This is a genomic window from Aurantimonas sp. A2-1-M11 (assembly GCF_036549475.1).
Taxonomy (GTDB): Bacteria; Pseudomonadota; Alphaproteobacteria; order Rhizobiales; family Rhizobiaceae; genus Aurantimonas.
In genome coordinates, this window is record NZ_JAZHLI010000009.1 from 25,389 (window position 1) to 48,003 (window position 22,615).

The window sequence follows — 22,615 nt, forward strand, 5'->3', positions numbered from 1 at the left end:
CAAGAGCCGTCAAGCCGTCTCCCTGTACAGCTCCCGGCCGATCAGCATGCGGCGGATCTCGCTGGTGCCGGCGCCGATCTCGTAGAGCTTGGCGTCGCGCAGCAGCCGGCCGGTCGGATATTCGTTGATGTAGCCGTTGCCGCCCAGCGCCTGGATCGCCTCCAGCGCCATCTGGGTCGCCTTCTCGGCAGCGTAGAGGATGCAGCCGGCAGCGTCCTTGCGGCTGGTCTCGCCGCGGTCGCAGGCCGCCGCGACCGCATATACATAGGCACGGCAGGCATTCATCGTGACATACATGTCGGCGAGCTTGCCCTGCATCAGTTGGAACTCGCCGATCGGCTGGCCGAACTGCTCGCGCTCGTGGACATAGGGAACGACGACGTCGAGGCAGGCGGCCATGATCCCGAGGGGCCCCGCCGACAGGACGACGCGCTCGTAGTCGAGGCCGCTCATCAGCACCCTGGCGCCGCCGCCCTCCTCACCGAGGATGTTCTCGTAGGGCACCTCGCAATCCTGGAAGACCAGTTCGCAGGTGTTGGAGCCGCGCATGCCGAGCTTGTCGAGCTTCTGCGCCGTGGAGAAGCCGGCCATCTCCTTCTCGATCAGGAAGGCGGTGATGCCGCGCGGGCCCGCATCCGGGTCGGTCTTGGCATAGACGATGAGGGTCGAGGCGTCGGGGCCGTTGGTGATCCACATCTTGGTGCCGTTGAGCACGAAGCGGTCGTTGCGCTTCTCGGCCCTCAGCTTCATGCCGACGACGTCGGAGCCGGCGCCCGATTCCGACATCGCCAGCGAGCCGACATGCTCGCCCGAAACCAGCTTGGGCAGGTACTTCGCCTTCTGCTCGATCGTCCCGTTGCGTCGGATCTGGTTGACGCAGAGATTGGAATGGGCGCCGTAGGACAGGCCCACCGAGGCCGAGGCGCGCGATATCTCCTCAATGGCGACGCAATGAGCGAGATACCCCATGGCCGAGCCGCCATATTCCTCCTCCACCGTGACGCCGAGGAGACCGAGCGCGCCGAGTTCGGTCCACAATTCGTTGGGAAAGGCATTGGTCCGGTCGATCTCCGCCGCCCGCGGCGCGATCCGCTCCTGCGCAAAGCGCCGCACCATGTCGCGCAGCGCGTCGATCTCCTCACCGAGCGCAAAATTCATGCTCTTGTCGAACATTGTCCTGTGTCCTCCCGTGCCCGGCCCCCGCCAAATGCGCGAGGAACGCGGGATCGTTCGCGAATCGGGCCGGCGCCCCTCCGGTCGCCGACGTCGAACCGGAAGGTCTTCCCTCGCCCTTCGAAGGTCAACTCGCATGACCGCGATCATGGCGGCAGCAGGCGCGCCGCGGAATCGCGGCAGCCGCTACCCGCCGCTGGCAGCAAACCTCCAGTTCGGGCGCAGAATGATATTGCTGCAATGCAATATTTCGCCATCTTTCCGTGACGCAGGGCAATATAACGGAGACGTCGCGGCCGGTTCATCCGAAAGTACTATAGTCGAAACCGCCGCACTCGTGGACGATACGCGTCATCCGGCCGGGAGGATGGCAAGGGGTCGATACGTCGTGTCGTCTGCCGCTACGGTCGGAATGGGAATAATCGGGAGGTGACCAATGGCATTTTACAAGGACGGATGGACCCGTCGTCGACTGCTGACGACCGGCGCCGGCATCACAGCCGGTCTCGCCATGCCGCATGTCTTCACGCGCGGGGCCTGGGCACAGGATCAGGCGTTCTGCAACAACCCGTCCGGTAGTACGGTGACGCTCGGCTTCAACGTTCCGCAGTCCGGTCCGTATGCGGACGAGGGTGCGGACGAGCTGCGCGCCTTCCAGCTGGCGGTCAAGCACCTGAACGGCGAAGGCGACGGCGGCATGCTGTCGACGATGCAGCCGTCCAACCTCAAGGGCAACGGCATCCTGGGCAAGAAGGTCGCCTTCGTGACCGGCGACACCCAGACCAAGTCCGACGCGGCGCGCGCCTCGGCCAAGCGCATGATCGAGGCCGACAAGGCCATCATGATCTCCGGCGGCTCGTCCTCGGGCGTCGCCGTGGCCGTGCAGTCCCTGTGCCAGGACATGGGCGTGTTGTTCATGGCCGGCCTGACCCATTCCAACGACACCACCGGCAAGGACAAGCGGCGCTACGGCTTCCGCCACTTCTTCAACGCCTATATGTCCGGCGAGGCGCTCGGACCGATCCTGGCCGAGGAGTACGGCACGGACCGCCGCGCCTATCACCTCACCGCCGACTACACCTGGGGCTGGACCCAGGAAGAATCGATTAAGAACGCCACCGAGGCGCTCGGCTGGGAGACGGTGGAAGCCGTGCGCACCCCGCTCGGCGCCGGCGATTTCTCGCAGTATCTGACGCCGGTCCTGAATTCGGGTGCCGACGTTCTGATCCTGAATCATTACGGCGGCGACATGGTCAACTCGCTGCGCCAGGCCGTCACGCAGTTCGACATGCGTTCCAAGCAGGCCAACGGCAAGGACTTCCAGATCGTCGTGCCGCTGTTCTCGGAACTCATGGCGCAGGGCGCCGGCGAGGCCGTGAAGGGCATCCTGGGCACCGCCAACTGGGACTGGAAGCTCGACAACGCCGCTACCCAGGCGTTTGCCAAGTCGTTCGGCGAGGAATTCGGCAGCCCGCCGTCGCAGGCCGCCCATACCTGCTACGTCCAGACGCTGCTCTATGCCAACGCGGCAGAGACCGCCGGCACCTTCTATCCGCCGGAGCTGATCAAGGCGCTGGAAGGCTTCGAGTTCGACGGCATGGGCAATGGTCCGACGCTCTACCGCGCCGACGATCACCAGTGCTTCAAGGACGTGCTGGTCGTTCGCGGCAAGCAGGAGCCGACCAACCAGTTCGACCTGATGGATATCGTCAAGGTCGTCCCGCGCGCCGACGTGACCTACGACCCATCGATCTTCGGTGGCGAACTGGGTCCCTACGACGCCAAGCAGTGCTGATCCGTCGCTGACCAACCGGCCGCCGGCACACATTCCGGCGGCCGGTCCAGCATCGCAGACACCGGAACGATGCGCGCCGACCCCGAGGGCCACGGCGACGCAAGGCAACAGAAATGCCGCGGGTCGGGGCTGCGCTCCCCGACAATCCAAGCGGCAACGCCAGGAGCGACCACAGGGCACATGGACGCCATCATTCTTCAGATCCTGAACGGTCTCGACAAGGGCGGGGCCTATGCGCTCATCGCCCTCGGCCTGACCCTGATCTTCGGCACGCTGGGGGTGGTGAATTTCGCCCACGGCGCCCTCTTCATGCTCGGCGCGTTCTGCGCCGTGTCCTTCTCGATGGTGCTGTCGATCTCGCAACGCGTCCGCGACGAGAGCGTCACCTTCTTCGAGGCCTATAAGGAGATCCCGTATCTGGAGATCTGGTTCGGCGAGACCGGCCGCACGATCCTCGACTGGTCGGTGCCGCTGTCGATCCTCTTCGCGATCCCCTTCATGCTGCTGGTCGGACTGGCGATGGAACGCGGGCTGATCCGCTTCTTCTACAAGCGCAGCCACGCCGAGCAGATCCTGGTCACCTTCGGTCTCGCCATCGTGCTGCAGGAAATCGTCAAGCATTATTTCGGTGCCAACCCGATCCCGATGACCGCGCCCCCGGCCTTTGCCGGCAGTGCCGATGTTGGCCAGTGGTTCGGTGTCACCGGCATCAGCTATCCGATGTGGCGCATCGTCTACTTCCTGTTCTCGCTGGCCGTCATCGGCGCGGTCTTCGCCTTTCTGCAGCTGACCACCTTCGGCATGGTGGTGCGCGCCGGCATGGCGGACCGCGAGACCGTCGGCCTGCTCGGCATCAATATCGGCCGCAAGTTCTCCATCGTATTCGGCCTGGCCGCCGTCGTCGCGGGCCTTGCAGGCGTCATGTACACGCCGATCCTGTCGCCCAGCTACCATCTTGGCATGGACTTCCTAGTGCTGTCCTTCGTGGTCGTCGTGGTCGGCGGCATGGGTTCGCTGGGAGGTGCGGTTGTCGCCGGCTTCCTCCTCGGGATCCTGCAGTCCTTCTCCTCGATGACCGAGATCAAGGATATCCTGCCGGGCATCGACCAGATCATCATCTACCTTGTCGCCGTCGTCGTCCTGCTGGTTCGCCCGCGGGGTCTGATGGGCCGCAAGGGCGTCATGGAGGCCTGATCGATGAACAGCGCCATCACCTCGACCGATCTCGGCGGCACGCCGCACGAGACCTCCCCGCGGACCCGGGACAGCCGGCCGTTCTTCGCGACAACGATGGGCGACTACGCCTTCACCGCGATCTTCGCGGCGGCCGTCCTGACCATGCCGATCTGGCTGGCGCCGATCGGCGCCGGCTACCCGGACATCCTGCAGAAATTCGCGATCTTCGGCATCTTCGCGATCGGCTTCAACATCCTCTTCGGCTTCTCCGGCTATCTGTCCTTCGGCCACGCGGCCTTCCTGGGCACCGGTTCCTACGCCGCCGTATGGATGTTCAAGCTCCTGTCGATGAACGCGATCTTCGCGATTCCCTTCGCGATCATCGTGGCCGGCATCTTCGCGCTGGCCATCGGCTATATCTGCCTGCGCCGGTCCGGCATCTACTTCTCGATCCTGACCCTGGCGTTCGCCCAGATGTCGTACAATCTCGCCTATTCGGTGCTGACACCGATCACCAATGGCGAGACGGGGCTGCAGATCTCGCGGTCCGATCCGCGGCTGATCGACCGCGCCCTCGGCGAGGCCGGCGCGAGCCTGCCGACGCCGAACTTCTTCGGCATCGAGCTGCAGGGCTATCCGGGCTTCTATTTCTGCGCGATCTTGCTGATCCTCGGGTTCTTCCTGGCGCTCAGGATCCGCAATTCGACCTTCGGCATGATGCTCTTCGCCATCAAGTCGAACCAGAACCGCATGGGCTACACCGGTTTTGCCTCGCGGCCCTACCTGCTGACCGCCTTCGTCATCTCCGGCATGTATGCCGGCCTGGCCGGTGGTCTGCTGGCGGTGACGGACCCGCTGGCCGGCGCCGACCGGATGCAGTGGACGGCGTCCGGCGAGGTCGTGCTGATGACGATCCTCGGTGGCGTAGGCACCCTGCTCGGCCCGGTCATCGGGGCGGCGGTGATGAAATATCTCGAGCAGATCTTCTCGTCCTTCAACGATAGCTTCCTCTACCGGACCTTCGACTTCCTGCCGGAGCTGGCCCAGACCATCGCGGTCGAGATCACCAGCCCATTCGTCGGCGAGGGATGGCACCTGACGCTTGGCCTGCTGTTCATGGTCATCGTCATCTTCCTGCCCGGCGGCATCATGGAGGGGCTACGCCGCATCGGTGGCATGGTCCGCAAGCCGAAGACGGCGGACGAGACCGACGCGGCCCATGCCCGCGCGAAGGACTAGAGAGAGCCGACATGGACATTCTCACCATCAACGGCGTCAGCAAGCGCTTCGGCGGCCTCAAGGCCCTCGACGACGTCAATCTGCGGGTCAAGGAAGGCACGGTCCACGCGATCATCGGGCCGAACGGTGCCGGCAAGTCGACCCTGCTCAACACCCTCGTCGGCCGCCTCGTACCGGATGAGGGCACCGTCGAGTTCGACGGTGCGCCACTGCTGGGGCACAGTCCCCACCAGATCAACCAGGCCGGCATCGCGCGGGTCTTCCAGACGCCGGAGACCTTCGCCGAACTGACGGTGATGGAAAATGTCATGATCCCGGCCTTCGCGCGCAAGGACGGGGCCTTCAAAATCAATCTGTGGGGACGCGCCAACGACCGGCGCGTCGTTTTGGAGGAAGCCGAGGAGATTCTCGAAGACCTCAACCTCACCGCCCAGCGCAACCAGCGGGTGGATTCCATGTCACGCGGCGACAAGCGGCGGCTGGAACTGGCCATGTGCCTCGTCCAGCGACCCAAGCTCCTGCTGCTGGACGAGCCGACCGCCGGCATGTCGCGGGCCGACACCAACAACACTGTCGATCTTCTGAAGAAGATTGCCAAGCGCGGCATCACCAAGGTGATCATCGAGCACGACATGCACGTCGTGTTCTCACTCGCCTCCACCGTCAGCGTGATGGCGCAGGGCACCGTGATCGCCGAGGGAACGCCCGAGGCGATCAAGTCCGATCCGCGCGTGCAGGAAGCCTATCTCGGGGGAGCCCACCTATGAGCCAGACGATCGACACCGCCCGGCCGCACAGCAGGAGCGCGCCGGCCGAGACGGTCCGGACCGGTGGCCAGCCCTTCTTCGCGGCCCGCGACCTGCACGCCTATTACGGGGAGAGCTACATCGTGCAGGGCGTCTCCTTCGAGGTGCGCGAGGGCGAGATCGTCGCCCTTCTCGGCCGTAATGGCGCCGGCAAGACCTCGACGTTGCGCACCATCGCGCGCGCCGGGTCGCCGCATCTCAAGCACGGCGAGCTCTGGCTCGACGGGCAGCCACTGCACACCATGCAGAACTTCGAGGCTGCGCGTCTCGGCGTCCAGCTCGTTCCCGAGGATCGGCGGATCATCGCCGGCCTGACGGTCGAGGAGAATCTCAAGCTCGCCCAGATCGAGCCGCCCGTCGGCTGGACGCTGGAGCGGATCTACGAGCATTTCCCGCGGCTGGCGGAGCGGCGCAACCAAGACGGCATCACCATGTCGGGCGGCGAACAGCAGATGCTGGCGGTCGCCCGCGCCCTTGCCCGCGAGGTGAAGCTCCTCCTGCTGGACGAGCCCTATGAGGGCCTCGCCCCGGTCATCGTGCAGGAAATCGAGCGGATCCTGGAAGAGATCAAGCAGCTCGGCATCACCACGATCCTGGTCGAGCAGAACGCCATCGCGGCCCTGCATCTGGCCGACCGCGCGATCATCCTGGAAATGGGCGAGATCGTCTTCGACGGCACCGCCCAGCAGATCATCGACGACAAGGACATGCGGCTGCAATATCTCGCCGTCTGACCCGCATCCGTCCCGCAGACAACAGAAAGCGCCCGGCGTCACCGCCGGGCGCTTTCTGGTTTGTCGTGGCAAAGGCAGCGATCAGCCGAGGCTGGCCATCACTGCATCCACGGCATCGGCGGTGCGCGCGACGATGATGTCGGCCTCCTCGCGGGTCAGGACGAAGGGCGGGGCGAAGCCCAGGATGTCGCCTTCCGGCATGGCACGGCCGATGACGCCGCGCTCCAGGAGGGCGGCGGCGATCTGCGGGCCGACCTTCTGTGACGGGTCGAAGAATTTGCGGTCGTCCTTGTCCGCCACGAACTCGACCGCCGCCATCAGGCCGTCGCCGCGCACGTCGCCGACATTGGCATGGCCCGCCAGCGCGTCGGTCAGCCCCTTGCGGAAATGCGCGCCCACCGTGCCGGCATTTTCGACCAGGTCGAGCTTGTCGATCAGTTCGAGATTGGCGACGCCGGCCGCCGAGCAGAGCGGGTGGGCCGAATAGGTCCAGCCATGGCCGATCGCCCCCATCTCGTCGGAGCCGCGAACCAGCACTTCCCAGACCTTGTCCGAGATGATGCTGCCCGACAGCGGCGCATAGGCCGAGGTCAGGCCCTTGGCGATGGTGATGATGTCCGGCTTGATGCCGTAATGCTCGGAGCCGAACATCGTGCCGAGGCGCCCGAAGCCGGTGACCACCTCGTCGGCGACCATAAGGATGTCGTATTTTGCCAGGACCGCCTGGATCTTCTCCCAGTAGACGGCGGGCGGCGGGACAATACCGCCGGTGCCCAGGATCGGCTCGCCGATGAAGGCCGCCACCGTGTCGGGACCTTCGGCGAGGATCATCTCCTCCAGCTTGTCGGCGCAATGCTGCGAGAACTGCTCCTCGCTCATCGAGCGGTCCTCGCGGCGGAAATAATATGGCGCCTCGGTATGCAGGATCGGCGCGCGCGGCAGGTCGAAGGCGTTGTGGAACAGCTTCAGGCCGGTGAGCGAGCCGGTCATCACGCCGGAGCCGTGATAGCCGCGCCAGCGCGAGATGATCTTCTTCTTCCCGGGACGGCCGAGAATGTTGTTGTAGTACCAGATCAGCTTGATGTTGGTCTCGTTGGCGTCCGATCCCGACAGGCCGAAATAGACCCGGCTCATGTGATCGGGCGCGCGATCGATGATCATCTTGGCCAGTTGGATCGACGGCTCGGAGCCGTGGCCGACATAGGCGTGGTAGTAGGGCAGCCTGTGAGCCTGGGCCGCGATCGCGTCGGCGATCTCGGTCTGGCCGTAGCCGACATTGACGCAATAGAGGCCGGCGAAGGCGTCGAGGCTCTCCTTGCCGTTGACATCGACGATGGTCGCGCCCTTGCCGCCGGCGATGACCCGGGTCGGCGTCTCGCCGCGGGCATGCATGCCCATATGGGTCGACGGATGGAAGAAATGATCGCGGTCGAAGGCGGCGAGTTCATTGTTGCGGTCGAGCATCGTCTGCTCCTTTCCTGACTGAATGCGGGTCTGTCGAAGGCAGCGATCAGCCGATATCCTGGCAGACATATTTGAGGTCGGTGAAGGCTTCGAGGCCGTGACGAGCCCCTTCCCGTCCCATGCCCGACTGCTTGACGCCGCCGAACGGGATCGGCGCACCGGTGATCTTGACGCGGTTGACGGCGACCATGCCGTATTCGAGCGCCGCCGTCATGCGGGCGATGCGGGCGCCATCGCGGGTGACGAGATAGGCGACGAGGCCGTATTCGGTGTCGTTGGCGCGGGCGAGAACCTCGTCCTCCGCGTCGAACGGCGTGACCGCGGCGACTGGCCCGAAGGTCTCCTCGCGCATGATCAGCGCGTCCTGCGGCACGTCGGCCAGCAGGGTCGGCCGGTAGAACAGCGGCCCGGCCGCATCACGTCCGCCACCGACGAGGCAGCGCGCCCCGCGGCCGACGGCGTCGTGCACCTGCGCCTCCACCTTGGCGATGGCGCGCTCGTGCATCAACGGTCCGATGTCGGTGCCCGGACGCAGGCCCGAGCCGACCGTCAGAGTCGCGATCCGCGCCCTGTAGTCAGCCAGGAACTGCTCGTAGATCGGCCGTTCGACATAGATGCGGTTGGCGGCCAGGCAGTCCTGTCCGGAGGTGGCAAACTTGGCATCCATGGCGATGTCGACGGCCCGGTCGAGGTCGCTGTCGGCGAAGACGATCAGCGGCGCGTGGCCGCCGAGTTCCATGATCAGGCGCTTGACGGTTGGCGCCGCCTGCGCGGCGATCAGGCGGCCGATCTCGGTCGACCCGGTGAAGCTCATCGCCCGAACGCGGCTGTCCTCGCACAGGCGGCCGACGATGGTCGCCGCATCGCCCGTCACGACGTTGAAGACGCCCCGCGGCATTCCTGCCCGCTCGGCCAGCGCCGCCAGCGCCAGGGCCGAGAATGGCGTCTCCGACGAGGGATGGGCGACGATCGTGCAGCCAGCGGCCAGCGCCGCCGCGGCCTTGCGCGTCAGCATGGCGGCGGGGAAGTTCCAGGGGGTCACGAGGCCGACCACGCCGAGCGGCACGCGGCTGAGCGTCATCTGCGCGCCCGGCAGGTGGCTCGTCAGGCTTTCGACGGCGATGCGGCGGGCTTCCTCGGCATAATAGTCGACGAAGGAGGCGGCGTAGTCGATCTCGCCGCGAGATTCGGCCAGCGGCTTGCCCTGCTCCAGCGTCATCAGCAGCGCCAGATCCTCGCGCGCGCCGAGAATGAGATCGTTCCAGCGCTTCAGGATCCGCGCCTTGTCCTGGGGCAGCAGCGCCCGCCAGGCCGGCAGCGCGCGCTCGGCGGCATCGATCGCCCGGCTAGTGTCGGCCGCATCGAGGGCCGGCACGGTGCCCAGCTTCTCGCCGGTCGCCGGATCGGTCACCGTGACGGTCGCGTCGGCGGTGATCCAGCGCCCGTCGACATGGGCGGCCTGGACGAACAGCGCCGCGTCGTCCAGCGCTGCCAAGGGATGAAGGGTGTCGAGATGGCGTATCGCTGCAGACATGGCGCTCTCCTGTTCCGTCAGAAGAACGCTATCGGCTTTGCAGGCGAGACGTCGGCCATAGATCGGGTCGGGAAGCGAATTCTCTCCTGCCAGAAGCGCCTTGCGGCGATGGCTCGTCGCCTGGCGCTCAGCGCGCCGAATCCGCGATCATCTGGATGGGGATCGGCGCCTTCTTGATCGGCGTCATGACCGGGTAGCTGAAATAGCGCTTGACCCCGGCGCCGTTGGACAGGAGCTGGTCGATGATCGCCTGGTAGCTCGCCAGGTCGCGCGTCACGAACTTGCAGAGATAGTCGAAGCCGCCCGAAACGGAGAAGCACTCGACGATCTCCGGCACGTCGCGGATCGCGGCCTCGAAGGCGGCAAAATCCTCCGTCCGGTGGCTCTCGATCTCCATCATCACGAACAGGACCGTCAGCGGGCCATAGGCGCTCTCGGCGATCTGGGCGCCGTAGCCCTCGATGATCCCGGCCTCTTCCAGCCGGTTCAGCCGCTCCCAGCAGGGCGTCGGAGACAGGTTCACGCGCTCGGCCAGCGTCGCCTTCGGAATCCGGCCCTCCGACTGGAGGATGGTCAGGATCTTGATATCGCGGTCGTCCAGCTTGATGCGGCCCGGTGGCATGGCGTGTCCTGGCTCGAAATGGCGTCGATCCACTTCAATAGACTGCCGGTTCGGCCGACGTCCACCGCCCAGTGCGAGGCCGCTAGCGCACGATCAGGCAATGCTGGGGGGCAAGCGAAGCAACCTTGTGGGACACCGAACCCAGCAGGAACCCCTCGATGTCGCCATTGCCGCGCGCGCCGAGCACGATGAGGTCGCAATCATGCTGCTTGGCGAAGCCGACGATGGCGCGGGACGGCTGGCCGCGCTTGGCATAGGCGGTGACGCTCTCGACGCCGGATTCGAGCGCCCGCGCCTTTGCTGCAGCGGCGATCTCGCTGGCATAGGTCTTCAGGGAATCGTCGGGTCGGTCGGCCAGTTGCTTGACGCGGACCATCGAGAGCGAGGCTTCCAGCGGCGAGTGGTGGCGATAGACGCACAGCGTGATCAGGTGCGCGCCGAAGGTCCGGCATAGCTCGGCGGCCACGTCGAGGGCGCGCGTCGCCATGGGGGAGCCGTCCACCGGCACGAGAACCGTCTTGTACATGCATCGCCTCCGGGAGCGGTTCGGGACGTTTCGCCGGGCGCCCGGCCCCGCCGGCCTAGCGGAAGGCCAGGTCGCGCAGGAACAGCGCCAGCGGCGGCCACGCGATCAGCAGGGCGCTGACGAGAAGCAGGATGATGATGAAGGGCGGCGTGCCGCGGATCACCTCGATGTAGGGTCGTTTGAAGATCGCTATCGCCGTGAAGATATCGCAGCCGAAGGGTGGCGTGGCCGACCCGATCGCAACCTGTAGCGTGATGATCACGCCGACCAGCACCGGGTCAAGCCCGAGACCGGAGACGAGGGGCGCGAAGATCGGCACCAGCACTAGGATCACGACGATCGGGTCGACGAACATGCAACCGACGAAGAAGGCGATGGAGATCGCGATCAGGACGCCCGTGGGGCCGGCCTCCGTCAGGCCGATGGCCCCCAGGATCGCCTGCGGGATCTGCTGAAAGGAGATCACCCACGAGAACGCCGCGCCGGCCGCGACCAGGATGAAGACCACGGCCGTGATCAGGCCGGTCGACTTGGCGACGTCGAAAATGTCGCTGACCTTCAGCGAACGGAAGATCACCATTTCCAAAAGCAGCGCGTAGCCGACGCAGACCGAGGCCGCCTCGGTCGGGCTGAAGATCCCGCCATAGATGCCGCCAACGACGATCACCGGGAAGCCGAGCGGCCAGATCGCGGATACCATGGACGAGCCCCGCTCTTTCCAGGTCGATTTCGGCTCGGTCTCCAGATCGTGCATGCGCGCGTAGATGATGGCGTAGATCGAGAACAGGACGAGGATGAGCAGGCCCGGCCCGACGCCGGCGATGAAGAGCTCGGAGATCGAGGTGCCCGAGACGACGCCGTAGATGATCATGGCGATCGAGGGCGGGATCAGCATCGCGATGTCGGAGGAATTGATGATCAGCGCCAGCGTGAAGCTGTCGCTGTAGCCGGCCTTCAGCATGCGCGGCCGCAACGGACCACCAACGGCGACGACGGTCGCCTGCGTCGAGCCCGACACCGCGCCGAACAGCGTGCAGCTCATCGCTGTGGCGACGCCCAGGCCGCCGCGCATGTGGCCGACGAAGCGCATGATCATGTCGATCAGCCGGTCGGCCGAATGGCCCTTGGTGATGATGTCCGCGGCCAGGATGAACATCGGGACGGCTATCAGCGCGGCCGGCCGAATTCCGGCCACCATCTGCTGGATCATGATCTCCGGACCGATGGGCAGGTAGAAGAAGAAGGCCACAAGGGTCGCCGCAATCAGCGGAACCATCATGGGGAACCCCAGGAGCAGGAGGACCACCATGGTCGAGATCATCGCAGTTGCCATGGATTTCCTCTTGTCAGAGCGCCCCGGCGGCGGCGTATTCGGCAGGTCGACGCGCGGCGGGCGTCAGATCTGGGTTTCGGTCTCGTCGTAGGTGTCGACCACCGATACTGAGAGGTAGATTTCCGGCCGCGTCAGATTGGCCAGAGCGGTCAGGAGATACTGGATTCCGGTGATCACGAAGCCGAGCGGCAGCCAGACCAGCGTGAGATAGATCGGCAGGCGCAGCACCGGCGAAATCCGACCGGTGTCGAAGACGCTGACGACGTAATCCCAGGAGAACCAGGCGAGAATGAACATCGACGCTGCCGTCACCAGGCAGATGATGATCATCAAGGCACGGCGCAGCGGATCGGGCAGTTCGTCATAGATCGCCGACATGCGGATATGGCGCCCGTGCCGGGCGGCGAAGCCGATCCCCGCGAAAGTCACGAGGATGACAAGGAACTGGTTGAGTTCCTGGGCGAAATAGAGGCTGCGTCCGAACACGAAGCGCCCGAGAACGTTGGCAACGGAATTCACCGCCATCATCAGGATGCCGGCCGTCAGGATCACCGATTCCAGCGCGGCAATGGACCGATCGAGCACCTGGAAGGGCCGCAGCACGCCGGAAAAAGCGCTGGCCGGCGCCTCCGCCGTCGTCGTCGCAGCTGCCTCGGAAACCCTTGGCCCGCCCATGCTTTCGGCGGGGGCGTCCGGGTCGGTCGACGGGTCGGGTCGGGTCATCGGCGTTCCATCCTATGGCGCCTTGCACAGGCTGCCGCGCACACAGATAGCGAGGCAGCAACATCTGGCGACCGGCAGCCAGAGGCTGCCGGTTGGGTCTGGCCTGGTCAGCCGCTCTGGCCGACACGCTCCTGCGACGCCTTGATGTCGGCCTCGAAACCTTCCAGGACCGCCTTGCCGCTTTCGCCGGTCATTTCGACATACTTGTCGCGCACCTTCTCAGCGGCTTCACGGAACGGCGCACGCTGCTCGTCCGTCAGGCGCGTCACCGTCATGCTCGGCTTGGCCTCCATGATCTTGGCCAGCGATTCTTCCTCGAGACCCTTCTGGTAATCGATGATGTAATCGTAGGCAGCATCGGCCGCGTCCGAGACCAGCTGCTTCTCCTCGTCAGAAAGGGCTTCATAGAAGCTTTCGTTCGCGGCCACGGCCGTCGTGAAGGTGTTGTGGCCGGTGAAAGTGATATGGTCGGTCACCTCGTACATCTTCGTGGATTCCACAAAGAACATCGGGTTTTCCTGTCCCTGGATCATGTTCAGCTGCAGGCCGCTGAAGGTCTCGCCCCAGGGCAGCGGTGTGGCCGTCGCACCGAAGGCGTTGTAGGTCTCGACCAGAAGAGGCGTCGTCATGACTCGGAACTTGACGCCATCCAGATCGGCCGGCGACGTCACCGGCTCCTTGGTCGTCATCACGACCTCGCCCTCCGGGAACATGTCGATCAGGTGCAGGTTTTGCGCTTCGTAGAGCTCTGCCAGATCCTCGTTGATCGTGGGCGAAGTCTTGTAGAAATCCGCCAGCACTTCGGGGTCTTCCGGCAGAACGTACGGCATCAGGAAGACCTGCAGCTCCGGGATCAGGCTGCCGGTGAAGCCGGGCGAGGCATCGACGAACTGGATGGCGCCCATCTGCGCCAGTTCGGTCGTGTCGGCGGACTCACCGAGCGTGCCAAACGGGAAGATCGCGACCGTGTGGTCGGAATTGGCCTCGATATGCTCCTTAAACTTCTGGGCGTAGACGCCCTGAACCTCATCAAGCGCTTCCTCGATGGCGTATTTCCATTCGGCGGCGAAGGCCGGTCCGGCCATCAGGGTCAAGGCCGTCGTGGCAGCTAGCGTCTTAGCCAGCAGATTGCGGCGGCGGGTGTTCGACAGGTTGGACATGAATAGGTCTCCGTTTCTCGGTTCAGCGACAGGAGGTCAACAAACCATAGTCTTCGAAATCAGCAGGGAAAGCGTAGCCGACGAAAAACCGTCGGCGCCCGACGTTCGTCAATGGATATCAGGATGATCGTGGCTGAGATCGCTCGATCCTCGATATTCGTTCGCAATACATAGGGTCCGCAAACGACGAACCACCGAGAAGCGCTCGGCTCCTGCTTCAGAGGAGCCTAAGCCTGCACATCGAGAACCGTCAGTCAACGTTCGCACCCTGCCATCCATGCAAGATCAGCTTGCAAATATTGTTGCTGGCTGTCGAGCGAGCGATCTCCGCAATGCATCGGCGACGGCAGCAGAATCCCCTTTGCGAACCCGGGAAAAAGGATGGATCGCCTAATTGCCGGGCATGCACATATCGTGATCATTTCAGCTCTCAAGCGGCGGCTTGCGGACGATCTCAGGGTTGACGCCGATGAATGGAAATGCGCCTCTCGCGGATCGTGCCGTCGCGGGGCCATACTCCTCGGCATCGCCATTCGTTCACCTGACACAGCTCGCAGCGAGCGTGAGGATGCGGCGGCAAATATTTATTTTGCCTGTTGAAAGACCCAGTCATGAGTGCCGCCATTTCCACCTCCGACCTGCCCATTCTGCTGGACGAGCGTGCCTGCGAGCGACGCGTCGGACTCATCCTTCTGGCCACCGACCAGTCCACCGAAGCGGATTTCTGCCGGATGGTCGCATCGGACCGGATCAACGTCTTCGGCACGCGCATCGAATTCGCCAACCCGACGACGACGGACAATCTGCGGGCGATGAAGCCGCGGCTCGCTGCTGCCGCCAGCCTTCTGCTGCCCGGCGAGGATTTCGACGTCATCTGCTTTTCCTGCACGTCCGGCTCGGTGTTGATTGGCGATGCCGAGATTGCCGCCGCCATCCATGCGTCCAAACCCGGGGCCGCAGTGGTCACGCCGCCCGCTGCCGCCGCCATGGCCCTGCGCGCTTTGAACGCGCAGAAAATCAGCGTTCTGACCCCCTATGTCGTGCCGGTGGGCGAGCTGATGGCCGACTATTTCCTCGAGGCCGGCTTCACGCTGGAAAACTTCACCTGCCTCGAAATTGAGGATGACGGCGACATGGCGCGGATGTCGCGTGCCAGCCTCGTGGAGGCCGCCGTTGCCGCCACTGCTCCGTCCGCCGAAGCCCTGTTCATCTCCTGTACGGCGTTGCGTTCGGCCGCCGCCGTGCCCGAGATCGAGGCGCGAATCGGCCGGCCGGTCGTCACCAGCAATCTGGCGACGGTATGGGCCTGTCTGGGACATTGCGGTGCCCTCACCGCCCGGCCGGACGCCGGCGGCCTGATGGCCCTCCCCCTGCCCGCGGCCGCGTGAGATCATGGGCATCGTGACGCTCTCCGAGATCGAGGCGGCAGCGGAGCGGATCGCCGGACGCATACGCCGCACCCCGATCGATCCTTCGCCCAGCCTGTCGGTGCGCGCCGGCGTGCCGGTGTATCTGAAGCACGAGCACCGGCAGATTACCGGCGCCTTCAAGCTGCGCGGGGCGACGAACGCCCTGCTGCAACTGACGCCCGCCCAGCGCGCGAGAGGCGTGACCGCCGCCTCGACCGGCAACCACGGGCGCGCGCTCGCCCACGCGGCCGCCGCCGAGGGCGTTCGCTGCATCGTCTGCATGTCGGCGCTGGTCCCGCGCAACAAGCTCGACGCCATCGCGGCGCTCGGCGCGGAGACCCGCATCGTCGGCCGCTCCCAGGACGAGGCGCAGGTCGAGGTCGACCGGCTGGTCGCCGAAGAGGGCATGGCCAATGTGCCGCCCTTCGATCATCCGGCCATCGTCGCCGGGCAAGGCACGATCGGGCTCGAGATCGTCGACGACCTGCCGGACGTCGACACCGTGCTGGTGCCGCTCTCCGGCGGCGGGCTGATCGCGGGCATCGCCGCCGCAGTCAAGGGGCGACGGCCTGGGGCCCGGGTGGTCGGCATCTCCATGCGCCGCGGTGCGGCCATGCAGGCGAGCCTTGCCGCCGGACATCCCGTGGAGGTCGAGGAACTGCCGACATTTGCCGACTCCCTCGGCGGAGGTATCGGCCTCGGCAACGACTGGACCTTCGAAGCGGTGCGCAGCCTCGTCGACGAGGTGGTGCTGCTCGACGAGGCCGAGATCGCCGCCGGTATCCGCCACGCCTATTTCGAGGAGCGGGAGATCGTGGAAGGCGGTGCCGCCGTCGGGATGGCGGCACTCCTCGCGGGCAAGGTACGGCCGCAAGGGCCCACCGTCGCGCTGCTGTCCGGCCGCAACATCGACATGCAGCTTCACCGCGCCATCCTCAATGGGGCCGACACTCTGGAGGAGGCTGCCTGATGCCGCAGATGCGCATCCTCACCGAAGCCGAACTGCGCCGCCTGGTGCCGCTCGATCTCGAGGCGATCGCCGCCGTCGAGGGCGCCTTCGAGTCGCTGGCAACGAAGCCGGTCGCGATGCCGCCGATCCTGCGGCTCGACATTCCCGAGCATCATGGCGAAGTCGACGTGAAGACCGCCTATGTTCCCGGGCTGTCGGGCTTTGCCGTCAAGATCAGCCCGGGCTTCTTCGACAATCCCAAGCTCGGGCTGCCGAGCGTCAACGGCATGATGGTATTCCTGTCCTCCACCACCGGTCTGGTCGAGGCGCTGCTTCTCGACAACGGCTATCTCACCGACGTGCGGACCGCCGCGGCCGGCGCAGTGGCGGCGCGTCATCTCAGCCGGCCGGATTCGACAATCGCGACGATCTTCGGCGCCGGCGTCCAGGCACGGCTGCAGTTGACGGCGCTGACCCTGGTGCGACCCATCGCCGAAGCCCGCATCTGGGCCCGCGATGCCGGCAAGGCCGATGCGGCGGCGGCCGAACTCTCTGCCGAACTCGGCATCCCGGTGACCGCGATCGGGGACGGTGAACGCGCCGTCGCCGGCGCCGACATCATCGTGACGACCACGCCGTCCGAGAGGCCGATCCTGATGTCCGGTTGGCTCGCCCCCGGCCAGCACGTCACCGCCATGGGCTCCGACGCCGAGCACAAGAACGAACTGGACCCGGCCGCCATCGCAAGGGCCGACCTTTATGTCGGCGACAGCCTCGCCCAGACCCGGCGGCTGGGCGAACTGCACCATGCGATCGAGAGCGGTGCGGTGGCGGAGGATGCGGCCTTCGCCGAACTCGGCGCCATCGTCGCCGGCCGCGCGCCGGGCCGCCCGTCCCCCGAGGCGCTGACGATCTGCGATCTCACCGGCACCGGCGTCCAGGATACCGCGATCGCGACCCTGGCCAACGACCGGGCGGTCGCCGCTTCCGCCGGCACGTTCTTTACCAGCTGATCCCTCCTGCGACAGGTGCATCCATGCGTGAGCCGAGATTCAAGTTCACCCGCCCCGAATATGCCGAGCGTCTCGACAAGACCCGGGCGGCCATGGCCGAAAAGGACATCGAGCTGCTGTTCGTCTCGGACCCGTCGAACATGGCGTGGCTGACCGGCTATGACGGCTGGTCCTTCTACGTCCATCAGGGCGTGCTGGTGCCGCCCGAGGGCGATCCCATCTGGTTCGGCCGCCTGCAGGACGCCAATGGCGCGCGCCGCACGGCCTATATCGGCAACGACAACATCGTCGGCTATGCCGATCACTACGTGCAGTCCAGCGAGCGCCACCCGATGGATTACCTGGCCACGGTGATCAAGGACCGCGGCTGGGCGAACCTGTCGATCGGCGTCGAGATGGACAATTACTGGTTCTCGGCGGCCGCCTTCCTGTCGATGCAGACCTATCTGCCGGATGCCCGGTTCGTCGACGCGACCGGCCTCGTCAACTGGCAGCGCGCGGTGAAGAGCACGCAGGAGCTCGAATACATGCGCATCGCCGGGCGGATCGTCGGCGCCATGCACAGGCGCATCCTGGAAAAGGCCGAGCCGGGCATCCGCAAATGCGATCTCGTCGCCGAGATCTGGGATGTCGGAACCCGCGGCGTCGACGGCTACGGCGGCGACTATCCGGCCATCGTGCCGCTGCTGCCGTCGGGTCTCGACGCCTCGGCGCCGCATCTGACCTGGGACAACATGCCGATGGAGAGCGGCGAAGGGACCTTCTTCGAGGTCGCCGGCTGCTACAACCGCTATCACTGCCCGCTGTCGCGGACGATCTTCCTCGGCAAGCCGCCGCAGGCCTTTCTCGACGCCGAAAAGGCGACGCTGGAGGGCATGGAGGCGGGCCTGGAAGCGGCCAAGCCGGGCAATACCTGCGAGGATCTGGCCAATGCCTTCTTCGCGGTTCTGAAGAACTACGGCATCATCAAGGACAACCGCGCCGGCTATCCGATCGGCCTGTCCTATCCGCCGGACTGGGGCGAGCGCACCATGAGCCTGCGTCCGGGCGACCGCACGGAGCTGAAGCCCGGCATGACGTTCCATTTCATGACCGGAATCTGGCAGGAGGACATGGGCATCGAGATCACCGAATCGATCGCCATCACCGAAACCGGCTACGAACTGCTGGCCGACGTCCCGCGCCAGCTCTTCGTGAAGGACTGAGCCATGCGGCAGGGCGACAATCTGGCACCCACAGCGGTGATCGCGACCGTCGACTTCCAGGCCGACGGCATCCAGCACGGCTTCCTGCGGCTGCCCTACAGCCGGGACGATTCGGCCTGGGGCTCGGTGCTGATCCCGATCACCGTCGCCAAGAACGGCAACGGGCCGACGGCGCTCCTGACCGGCGGCAATCACGGCGACGAATATGAGGGGCCGATCGCGCTGTTCGATCTGGCCCAGCGCCTGGCCCTTGAGGAGATCAGCGGCCGCATCATCATCCTGCCGGCGATGAACTACCCGGCCTTTCGCGCCGGCACGCGAACCTCGCCGATCGACAAGGGCAATCTCAACCGCCTGTTTCCCGGCTCCCCGGTCGGCACGCCGACCCAGAAGATCGCCGACTACGTCACCCGGCACCTGCTGCCGATGGCGCATGTGGTGCTCGACTTCCATTCCGGCGGCAAGACGCTGGATTTCCTGCCGTTTGCCGCGGCCCACGCGCTGGACGACACGCGCCAGGAGGAGGAATGCATCGCCGCCGTCACCGCTTTCGGCGCGCCCTGGTCGGTGAAGATGCGCGAGATAGACGCGGTGGGCATGTTCGACACTACGGTGGAGGCGCTGGGCAAGGTGTTCGTGACGACCGAACTGGGCGGCGGCGGGACCGCGACGGCGCAGAGCGCGCGCATCGCCAAGCGCGGCACGGCCAACGTCCTGCGCCATGCCGGCATCCTGTCCGGCGCGGTGGAGGAACGGCCGACCCGCTGGCTCGACATGCCATCGGACGACTGCTTCACCTTCTCGGAAATCGACGGGATGATGGAGCCGCTGATCGATCTCGGCGACGCGGTCCGCAAGGGCCAGCCGATCGGGCGGGCCTGGCCGGTCGATCGCACCGGAATGGCACCCTACGAATACACCGCCAAGATGGACGGCATCCTGGCTGCGCGGCACTTCCCCGGACTGGTCAAGGCGGGCGACTGCATCGCCGTGCTCGGCGTCACCGACTGACAAGGCCCGAAGCCGCCCGGATCAGCCGACCCAGTCGACCCGCGTCGCGAAGACATAGCCGGCGCCGTAGACGGTGCGCACATGGGCGGGCTTCTTGGGGTCCTCGTCGAGCTTCTTGCGCAGCCGCGACACGCGCACGTCGACGCTGCGGTCGAAGGCTTCCTCGCCGCTGGCCGAGAACAGCTCCAGGAGAAAGTCGCGGCTGAGCACCCTGCCCTGCGCTTCCAGGAAGGCGCGCAGCAGCTCGGCGTCGGAGCGCGACAGCGGCTGCTCGGCGCCGCCCGGCGCACGCAGGGTGAGCGACCCGAAATCGGCGCGCCAGCCGGCGAATTCGGCCACCTGCGCCCGTCCGCCACCACCGTGGGACGACGAAACGGCCGTGCGGTTCCGCGACGTGCGGCGCAGGACGCTGCGGATACGGGCGGCGAGTTCCAGCGGCTCGACCGGCTTGGTCAGATAGTCGTCGGCGCCGCTTTCCAGTCCCTGCAACCGGTCGTCGAGCGCGCCGCGGCCGCTGACGATGACGATCGGCAGGCCGTGACGGGCCAGCTCGTCCTTCAGCAGCGCCAGCCCGTCGCCGTCCGGCAGGCCGAGATCGACGATGCACAGATCCGGCGGCGCCGCGCCGAGCTGCCGGCGGAAATCGGCGATCCGCTGGAAGCTCTCGACTGCAAAACCCTGCTCGGTCAGCTCCCGCGCGAAGACCGCGGCGAGGTCGCGGTCGTCCTCCAGGATGAAGATGCGCTCACGCATCCGTCGGCACCGTCGACTGTCGGGGCAATGTCGGCATCCTCACGATCCGGCCGTGAAGGCGACGACGATGGCGCGTCGCTCGAACGGCTTCTGCAGGACCCGCACGCGGGGTGACAGATCGGCGCCGACGCCGTCCTGGCCGAAGCCGGTCATCAGGACGATCCGCTTGCCCGGATGGCGGCACTCGATCTCTGCGGCGAGATCGATGCCCGACATGCCGCCGGGCATGGTGATGTCGCTGAGCACGAAGTCGATGCCGTCGACCGCTTCCAGCAGCTGTAGCGCCTCGGCGCCGCTGCTCGCCTCGATCAGCCGGGCGCCGCAGCCCAGCAGATCGCGGCGCAGCACGGTGCGGACCTCCTCGTCGTCGTCGACCAGAAGGACGAAGCGGTCCCGCAGGCCGTCGGCATCGTCCGTGGCCATCTCGGCGGCCGATGCCGGGCCGCTGGCCTCCGGAGCGGCCGCGGCTGGCAGCAGCAGCGTGAAACGCGTGCCCTTATCCGGGGCGGTCTCAAGCGTGATCGTGCCCTTCGAGGCGGTGACGAAGCCCTGCACCATGGTGAGGCCGAGGCCGGACCGTTCGGTGCCGGTCTTGGTCGAGAAGAAGGGCTCGAAGACCCGGCTGCGTGTGGCCTCGTCCATGCCGCGACCGTCGTCGGCGACGACGATCACGACGTGGCCGCTTTGTGCATCGGTCCCGGCCGAGACCCGGATCCGTCCGCCCGACAGGCAGGCATCCGCGGCGTTGACCACGAGGTTGATCAGGCTGGCTTCCAGCTGCGCCGGATCGACGAAGGCATGCGGCGCGCCTTCGACTTCCACGGAAATGCAGGTCCCGTCATGCAGCGAGGGGCGAACCAGTTCGACGATGGTTCGGATCGTCTCGTCGATATCGACGACGGCCGGTTCCAGCGGCTGGCGACGGGCCACGGCCAGCAGCCGGCGCATCAGGTCGGCGCCGCGACGCGTGGCGCGGATCGCCGGCGCCAGCATCTCGGCCTGCAGCGCGGGGTCGTCGATCCTGGCGGCGAGCGGCGTCAGATTGCCGAGGATGATGGTCAGGAGATTGTTGAAGTCGTGGGCGATGCCCGAGGAGAGCTGGCCAAGCGTCTCCATCTTCTGGGCCTGCAGGAGCGCCGTCGCGGCCTCCTTCTCCTTGGTAATGTTCACCGTCAGGACGTAGAAGCCGCGCGGCGTGCCGTCCGAGTCCCGGTCGGGCCGCAGGAACGTCCGCGTATCGAGAATACGGCCGTCCGGGAAGGTGATCTCCAGGTCGAAATCCAGTGCCTCCCCGGTCTTGGCCCGGGCGAAGAAGGGCCGCACGCGCGCCATGGTGGCAGCGCTCAGCACCGCGTCGTGGCGTCGTCCGGGGATCGCCTCGGGCGACAGGCCGTAGGCGCGGGCAAAGCGGCGATTGACGAAACGAAACACCTCGTCCCGGTCGAGATAGGCGATGCCGGCCGGCACCTCGTTGGCGATCAGCCGTAGGCGCTCCTCGCTGCGGCGCAGATCCTCGGTCTGGCGCAGCAGCCGCTGCTCCAGCCGCAATTCGCGCCGGCGCTGCTCGGTGATGTCGGTATAGACGGTGGCAAAGCCGCCCTCGGGCAGCGGCCAGCCGCTGACCCGGATGACGATGCCGTTGGGGCGCGTGCGCTCCAGCGTGTGCGGCTCGAATCGCCGTGCCGCGGCGACACGGTCGGCGACCATGGCCTCGATGTCGCCGTGGCCGTATTCGCCATGGGCCGCATTGTGGCGCACGATGGTCTCGAAATGCGTGCCCGGCTCGGCCAGGCATTCCGGCAGCCCGACCAGTTCGACCAGCCGGCGATTGGCGAAGACCAGCCTCAGATCCGGTCCGAACAGGGTGATGCCCTGGTCCAGCCGGTCGAGCCCGGCCATCAGCATGGCCAGCGTGCCCGCCTGCTCCGCCTCTTGCGCCGGGGCGCGCTCGCCCGTTTCGCTCTCTCCCAACGCCGCCATTCCTTCCCTG

Annotated in this window: 21 protein-coding genes; 11 read left to right on the forward strand and 10 right to left on the reverse strand. The window is 66.2% G+C overall.

Annotated features, from left to right (window positions below):
- Positions 1 to 9 precede the first annotated feature (9 nt).
- On the reverse strand, positions 10 to 1,173 hold the full coding sequence (locus tag VQ042_RS06145) for an isovaleryl-CoA dehydrogenase (protein ID WP_331816655.1): 1,164 nt from the start codon (positions 1,171 to 1,173) through the stop codon (positions 10 to 12).
- Between the two features lie 436 nt (positions 1,174 to 1,609).
- On the opposite strand from VQ042_RS06145, the gene VQ042_RS06150 reads away from it, so the two are divergent.
- From VQ042_RS06150 to VQ042_RS06170, 5 genes are all read left to right on the forward strand, one after another.
- Positions 1,610 to 2,968 (forward strand): substrate-binding protein, encoded by a 1,359-nt coding sequence (locus tag VQ042_RS06150; RefSeq protein WP_331816657.1) that lies wholly within the window; start codon positions 1,610 to 1,612, stop codon positions 2,966 to 2,968.
- 180 nt (positions 2,969 to 3,148) lie between these two features.
- Positions 3,149 to 4,162 (forward strand): branched-chain amino acid ABC transporter permease, encoded by a 1,014-nt coding sequence (locus VQ042_RS06155; RefSeq protein WP_331816659.1) that lies wholly within the window; start codon positions 3,149 to 3,151, stop codon positions 4,160 to 4,162.
- A 96-nt stretch (positions 4,163 to 4,258) separates the two neighbouring features.
- A complete protein-coding gene (locus VQ042_RS06160) occupies positions 4,259 to 5,383 on the forward strand; it encodes a branched-chain amino acid ABC transporter permease (protein WP_442880047.1) in 1,125 nt (374 codons plus the stop codon).
- Between the two features lie 11 nt (positions 5,384 to 5,394).
- On the forward strand, positions 5,395 to 6,150 hold the full coding sequence (locus tag VQ042_RS06165; protein WP_331816661.1) for an ABC transporter ATP-binding protein: 756 nt from the start codon (positions 5,395 to 5,397) through the stop codon (positions 6,148 to 6,150).
- Positions 6,147 to 6,923, forward strand: a complete 777-nt coding sequence (locus VQ042_RS06170; protein ID WP_331816663.1) for an ABC transporter ATP-binding protein — start codon at positions 6,147 to 6,149, stop codon at positions 6,921 to 6,923. The genes VQ042_RS06165 and VQ042_RS06170 overlap by 4 nt, the downstream gene beginning before the upstream one ends.
- An 81-nt stretch (positions 6,924 to 7,004) precedes the next feature.
- Here the strand turns inward: VQ042_RS06170 and VQ042_RS06175 are convergent, their stop codons facing one another.
- The 7 genes from VQ042_RS06175 to VQ042_RS06205 all read right to left on the reverse strand — a co-directional run bounded on the left by VQ042_RS06175 (position 7,005) and on the right by VQ042_RS06205 (position 14,285).
- Positions 7,005 to 8,387 (reverse strand): aspartate aminotransferase family protein, encoded by a 1,383-nt coding sequence (locus VQ042_RS06175; protein ID WP_331816665.1) that lies wholly within the window; start codon positions 8,385 to 8,387, stop codon positions 7,005 to 7,007.
- A 46-nt stretch (positions 8,388 to 8,433) separates the two neighbouring features.
- The gene (locus VQ042_RS06180) at positions 8,434 to 9,921 is read right to left on the reverse strand and encodes an NAD-dependent succinate-semialdehyde dehydrogenase (protein WP_331816667.1); all 1,488 of its coding nucleotides are present in this window, start codon (positions 9,919 to 9,921) and stop codon (positions 8,434 to 8,436) included.
- A 127-nt stretch (positions 9,922 to 10,048) separates the two neighbouring features.
- Positions 10,049 to 10,543 (reverse strand): Lrp/AsnC family transcriptional regulator, encoded by a 495-nt coding sequence (locus VQ042_RS06185; RefSeq protein ID WP_331816669.1) that lies wholly within the window; start codon positions 10,541 to 10,543, stop codon positions 10,049 to 10,051.
- Between the two features lie 82 nt (positions 10,544 to 10,625).
- On the reverse strand, positions 10,626 to 11,069 hold the full coding sequence (locus VQ042_RS06190) for a universal stress protein (RefSeq protein WP_331816671.1): 444 nt from the start codon (positions 11,067 to 11,069) through the stop codon (positions 10,626 to 10,628).
- A gap of 55 nt (positions 11,070 to 11,124) precedes the next feature.
- Positions 11,125 to 12,402: a TRAP transporter large permease gene (locus VQ042_RS06195; RefSeq protein WP_331816672.1), complete on the reverse strand. Its 1,278-nt coding sequence runs from the start codon at positions 12,400 to 12,402 to the stop codon at positions 11,125 to 11,127.
- A 63-nt stretch (positions 12,403 to 12,465) separates the two neighbouring features.
- Complete coding sequence (locus VQ042_RS06200; protein WP_331816673.1) at positions 12,466 to 13,125, reverse strand: TRAP transporter small permease; 660 nt, start codon at positions 13,123 to 13,125, stop codon at positions 12,466 to 12,468.
- A gap of 107 nt (positions 13,126 to 13,232) precedes the next feature.
- Entirely contained in the window at positions 13,233 to 14,285 is a 1,053-nt protein-coding gene (locus VQ042_RS06205) for a TRAP transporter substrate-binding protein (protein ID WP_331816675.1), read from the reverse strand.
- Between the two features lie 381 nt (positions 14,286 to 14,666).
- On the opposite strand from VQ042_RS06205, the gene VQ042_RS06210 reads away from it, so the two are divergent.
- The 6 genes from VQ042_RS06210 to doeB are packed head-to-tail and all read left to right on the forward strand — an operon-like array spanning position 14,667 to position 19,872.
- Positions 14,667 to 14,885 (forward strand): hypothetical protein, encoded by a 219-nt coding sequence (locus tag VQ042_RS06210; protein ID WP_331816677.1) that lies wholly within the window; start codon positions 14,667 to 14,669, stop codon positions 14,883 to 14,885.
- Positions 14,886 to 14,896: 11 nt separating this feature from the next.
- A complete protein-coding gene (gene eutA / locus VQ042_RS06215; protein WP_331816679.1) occupies positions 14,897 to 15,673 on the forward strand; it encodes an ectoine utilization protein EutA in 777 nt (258 codons plus the stop codon).
- 4 nt (positions 15,674 to 15,677) lie between these two features.
- Positions 15,678 to 16,664 carry a hydroxyectoine utilization dehydratase EutB gene (eutB, locus tag VQ042_RS06220; protein WP_331816680.1) on the forward strand — a complete coding sequence of 329 codons (987 nt, stop codon included), beginning with the start codon at positions 15,678 to 15,680 and terminating at the stop codon, positions 16,662 to 16,664.
- Positions 16,664 to 17,656, forward strand: coding sequence for an ectoine utilization protein EutC (eutC, locus tag VQ042_RS06225; protein WP_331816681.1), 993 nt, complete (start codon positions 16,664 to 16,666; stop codon positions 17,654 to 17,656). Before eutB ends, eutC begins: the two co-directional genes overlap by 1 nt.
- A 23-nt stretch (positions 17,657 to 17,679) precedes the next feature.
- The gene (gene doeA, locus VQ042_RS06230; RefSeq protein ID WP_331816682.1) at positions 17,680 to 18,861 is read left to right on the forward strand and encodes an ectoine hydrolase DoeA; all 1,182 of its coding nucleotides are present in this window, start codon (positions 17,680 to 17,682) and stop codon (positions 18,859 to 18,861) included.
- A gap of 3 nt (positions 18,862 to 18,864) precedes the next feature.
- Positions 18,865 to 19,872: a N(2)-acetyl-L-2,4-diaminobutanoate deacetylase DoeB gene (doeB, locus tag VQ042_RS06235; protein WP_331816684.1), complete on the forward strand. Its 1,008-nt coding sequence runs from the start codon at positions 18,865 to 18,867 to the stop codon at positions 19,870 to 19,872.
- Between the two features lie 21 nt (positions 19,873 to 19,893).
- Here doeB and VQ042_RS06240 read toward each other — a convergent pair whose 3' ends face one another.
- Both VQ042_RS06240 and VQ042_RS06245 read right to left on the reverse strand, forming a co-directional pair.
- A complete protein-coding gene (locus VQ042_RS06240) occupies positions 19,894 to 20,625 on the reverse strand; it encodes a response regulator transcription factor (RefSeq protein WP_331816686.1) in 732 nt (243 codons plus the stop codon).
- A 39-nt stretch (positions 20,626 to 20,664) separates the two neighbouring features.
- Positions 20,665 to 22,596 (reverse strand): hybrid sensor histidine kinase/response regulator, encoded by a 1,932-nt coding sequence (locus VQ042_RS06245; protein ID WP_331816688.1) that lies wholly within the window; start codon positions 22,594 to 22,596, stop codon positions 20,665 to 20,667.
- Between the last annotated feature and the right edge of the window lie 19 nt (positions 22,597 to 22,615).